Below are 3,894 nucleotides of genomic sequence, written 5' to 3'. Positions count from 1 at the left end.
CGTTGTTAAAGAGCAAAAAACAACGACGCACGTGTAAATTTGACTATTTCACAACTGTGCGTCGTTGTGTGCCGCGTATTATAGGAATTTTCTAACCTCGCGCAAGCACTTTTTACAAAAAAATTTGATTTTTTTATTATTTGGCGATTCTTTCATCTCATTGGTTAAAGAATGCACAATCACTATTGCGCACTAAAGCTTTTATCACATCAGGTAAATCGACTATCGAATCCAGCACCGCATTGGCTAACCGTTCCCCCTCTTTTGTTACCGGTTTTCCTGTTCTTACTAATACATTTATCTTCACTTTCGCATTAATCCCAGCTTTAATGTCCTCTATTTTATCGCCAACCATAACTGATTGCTGCGGATCAATATTTAAGGCTTTCATGGCATCTAGCAACATACCTGGTTTCGGCTTCCGACACGGGCAATCTTCTTTAAATTCTCCTTTTCCGTCGGGATGATGGGGGCAATAATAAATTCCATCAAAATCAACACCTTGTTCGGCCAATGACCAATCCATCCATTCGGTTAGCTGTAAAAATTGCGCTTCCGTAAAATAACCTCGGGCAATGCCGGATTGATTTGTTACCAAGACGAGTAAATACCCCATTTCTTTTAATTTTTTTAATGCATTAATGCTACCTTTAATAAACTCAAAATCATCAATTTGATGAACGTATCCATGATCAATATTTATTGTTCCGTCACGATCTAAAAATATGGCCTTGTTCATTTTATTATTTCTCAATTTGTTTTATAACGTGTGAAATTATCTCTATTATCCTTTTAATTGGCAATAATAAGTCATAACGGATCAATCTAAAAAGATGAACAATAACGGTTGACACGGCAGTCTAGACCTCTAGAATACAAAGGCTATTTAAACTTTAACCAAGAATAGGGCTTATATGATTAAGCTAAGCAATATTACAAAAATCTTTACGCTCCCGGATAAAAAATTGACCGCACTCGACAATGTATCGATGTCTATACCCAAGGGACAAATTTGCGGTGTGATAGGTGCCTCCGGTGCAGGGAAAAGTACTTTAATCCGTTGTGTAAATTTATTAGAAAAACCTTCTTTCGGCAGCGTAGTCGTTGACGGTGTCGATTTGACCCAACTTTCCGAAGGCGAATTAGTGAAAGCTCGCCGTCAAATCGGCATGATCTTTCAACATTTCAATTTACTAAGCTCGCGCACAGTATTTGAAAATGTTGCACTACCGTTAGAATTAGAAGGGATGCCAAAAACAAAAATTCAGGAAAAAACGACCGCACTTTTATCCCTTGTCGGCTTGAGAGATAAACAAGATATCTATCCGACCAATCTTTCCGGCGGGCAAAAACAACGTGTAGCTATCGCCCGCGCTTTAGCCAGCGATCCAAAAGTCTTATTATGCGATGAGGCGACCAGTGCGCTTGATCCGGCGACGACACAATCGATCTTAAAATTATTGAAAGAAATTAACCGCACTTTGGGCATCACGATCTTGCTCATCACCCATGAAATGGAAGTAGTAAAACAAATTTGTGATCAAGTGGCGGTGATCGACCAAGGCCGCTTAGTAGAACAAGGTACAGTTGGCGAAATTTTCTCCAATCCAAAAACCGAGCTTGCGCAAGAATTTATTCGTTCCACTTTCCATATCAGCTTACCGGATGAATATTTAGAAAATCTGACCGATACGCCAAAACACAGCAAAGCTTATCCTATTATCAAATTTGAATTTACCGGCCGTTCTGTGGATGCGCCATTGCTTTCTCAAGCCTCAAAAAAATTTGGCGTAGAACTTAGTATTCTGACATCACAAATTGATTATGCCGGCGGAGTGAAATTCGGTTACACCATTGCAGAAGTGGAAGGCGGTGAAGACGCAATTACACAAGCCAAAGTTTATTTAATGGAAAACAATGTGCGCGTGGAGGTGCTCGGTTATGTTCAATGATTTCTGGGCAACATTTAGCCAGCAATTAACACCTCAAATGTGGAGTGTGGTGGCAACAGCAACATATGAAACCGTTTATATTAGTTTTGCCTCCACCTTACTTGCGGTGATCGTGGGCTTACCTGTAGGCGTATGGACATTCTTAACCGGCAAAAATGAAATTCTGCAAAACAACCGCACACACTTTGTCTTGAACACAATTATTAATATTGGGCGTTCAATTCCGTTCATTATTTTGTTATTAATTTTATTACCTGTAACACGTTTTATCGTGGGAACCGTGCTCGGAACCACGGCGGCGATTATTCCATTAAGCATTTGTGCAATGCCTTTTGTGGCGCGTTTAACCGCTAATGCACTAATGGAAATTCCAAACGGTTTAACCGAAGCTGCACAAGCTATGGGCGCAACAAAATGGCAAATCGTACGGAAATTCTATTTGCCGGAAGCCTTACCAACGCTCATTAACGGCATTACTCTCACGCTCGTGACCTTAGTCGGCTACTCCGCGATGGCGGGCACACAAGGTGGTGGCGGTTTAGGTAGTCTTGCTATTAACTATGGCGTATACCGCAATATGCCTTATGTCACTTGGGTGGCAACCATTATTATTGTGCTATTCGTGATGATTAGCCAAAAACTCGGCGATACACTTGCGAAAAAAGTGGATCATCGTTAATTCAAACACAACTTAACTAACAGAAAGGAAAACCTATGAAATTAAAACACCTATTTACTGTGACAGCGATCGCATCAGCCCTTATTTTAACCGGCTGTAAAGAAGACAAAAAACCTGAAGCGGCAGCCGCCACACCACTTAAAATCAAAGTGGGCGTAATGTCCGGTCCAGAACACCAAGTGGCTGAAATCGCAGCGAAAGTCGCAAAAGAAAAATACGGCTTAGACGTTCAATTCGTTGAATTCAACGACTACGCATTACCAAATGAAGCAGTTTCTAAAGGAGATTTAGATGCCAACGCAATGCAACACAAGCCTTACTTAGATGAAGATACAAAAGCGAAAAACTTAACCAACTTGGTGATTGTAGGTAACACTTTCGTGTACCCGTTAGCCGGCTATTCTAAAAAAATTAAAAATGTCAGCGAATTACAAGACGGCGCAAAAGTCGTTGTTCCAAACGATCCGACAAACCGTGGCCGTGCATTAATTCTTCTTGAAAAACAAGGCTTGATTAAATTAAAAGATGCGAGCAACCTACTTTCAACCGTATTAGACATTGTTGAAAATCCGAAAAATTTAAATATCACCGAAGTGGACACTTCCGTTGCTGCACGTGCATTAGATGATGTTGATTTAGCCGTAGTGAATAATACTTATGCTGGTCAAGTGGGTTTAAATGCGCAAGATAACGGCGTGTTTGTGGAAGATAAAGATTCCCCTTATGTCAATATTATTGTTGCGCGTACCGATAATAAAGACAGCAAAGCGGTACAAGATTTTGTGAAATCTTACCAAACCGAACAAGTGTACGATGAAGCCAAAAAATACTTTAAAGACGGCGTAGTAAAAGGTTGGTAATTCTCACCTTTTTCTTTTAATCAATCCCTTGGCTTAACGGCTAAGGGATTTTTATTTTGATAAGACAAGTATAGCTTTCAATGCGGTGCCAAAACGGTAGTTCAATGTAACCTAGAGGATTTCAATGCGGTGCTGATGAATAGATACAAAAAAAGCCAACGGCATAAACCATTGGCTTTTTATTTTTTACATCGTTAATTAAGCGATAACCGCTTTTTCAACAACGCGAACTAAAGTCCAAGATTTGGTTTTCGACAGAGGGCGACATTCGCGGATCTCTACGATATCACCAACTTTGGCTTCATTATTCTCATCGTGTACATGTAATTTGGTTGTACGACGGATAAACTTACCGTATAACGGGTGTTTTACCTTACGTTCAATAGCAACAACGAAAGATTTT

At 40.1% G+C, this 3,894-nt stretch carries 5 protein-coding genes; 3 read left to right on the top strand and 2 right to left on the bottom strand.

Going from position 1 to position 3,894, the window contains the following annotated elements:
* Nucleotides 1–157 precede the first annotated feature (157 nt).
* Nucleotides 158–739: a D-glycero-beta-D-manno-heptose 1,7-bisphosphate 7-phosphatase gene (gene gmhB, locus ACO59Y_RS05765; protein ID WP_486131444.1), complete on the bottom strand. Its 582-nt coding sequence runs from the start codon at nucleotides 737–739 to the stop codon at nucleotides 158–160.
* A 175-nt stretch (nucleotides 740–914) separates the two neighbouring features.
* Here gmhB and metN point away from each other — a divergent pair, with 175 nt between their 5' ends.
* The 3 genes from metN to ACO59Y_RS05750 are packed head-to-tail and all read left to right on the top strand — an operon-like array spanning nucleotide 915 to nucleotide 3,491.
* Nucleotides 915–1,952, top strand: a complete 1,038-nt coding sequence (metN, locus tag ACO59Y_RS05760; protein ID WP_486131442.1) for a methionine ABC transporter ATP-binding protein MetN — start codon at nucleotides 915–917, stop codon at nucleotides 1,950–1,952.
* The gene (locus ACO59Y_RS05755) at nucleotides 1,942–2,631 is read left to right on the top strand and encodes a methionine ABC transporter permease (protein ID WP_373603352.1); all 690 of its coding nucleotides are present in this window, start codon (nucleotides 1,942–1,944) and stop codon (nucleotides 2,629–2,631) included. The genes metN and ACO59Y_RS05755 overlap by 11 nt, the downstream gene beginning before the upstream one ends.
* 35 nt (nucleotides 2,632–2,666) lie before the next feature.
* A complete protein-coding gene (locus ACO59Y_RS05750; protein ID WP_486131439.1) occupies nucleotides 2,667–3,491 on the top strand; it encodes a MetQ/NlpA family lipoprotein in 825 nt (274 codons plus the stop codon).
* Nucleotides 3,492–3,689: 198 nt separating this feature from the next.
* Here the strand turns inward: ACO59Y_RS05750 and rpsQ are convergent.
* A partial coding sequence (gene rpsQ / locus ACO59Y_RS05745; protein ID WP_486131437.1) for a 30S ribosomal protein S17 occupies nucleotides 3,690–3,894 on the bottom strand: 205 nt, incomplete at its 5' end.

It is taken from the genome of Rodentibacter sp., from assembly GCF_057314195.1.
Note: the sequence above shows the minus strand (reverse complement) of the source record. Positions and strands in the feature narration are given on the sequence as shown.

Coding starts and splice junctions, on each gene's coding strand:
- gmhB (WP_486131444.1), bottom strand. CDS start 739: ATGAACAAGGCCATATTTTTAGATCGTGACGGAACAATAAATATTGAT.
- ACO59Y_RS05755 (WP_373603352.1), top strand. CDS start 1,942: ATGTTCAATGATTTCTGGGCAACATTTAGCCAGCAATTAACACCTCAA.
- ACO59Y_RS05750 (WP_486131439.1), top strand. CDS start 2,667: ATGAAATTAAAACACCTATTTACTGTGACAGCGATCGCATCAGCCCTT.
- metN (WP_486131442.1), top strand. CDS start 915: ATGATTAAGCTAAGCAATATTACAAAAATCTTTACGCTCCCGGATAAA.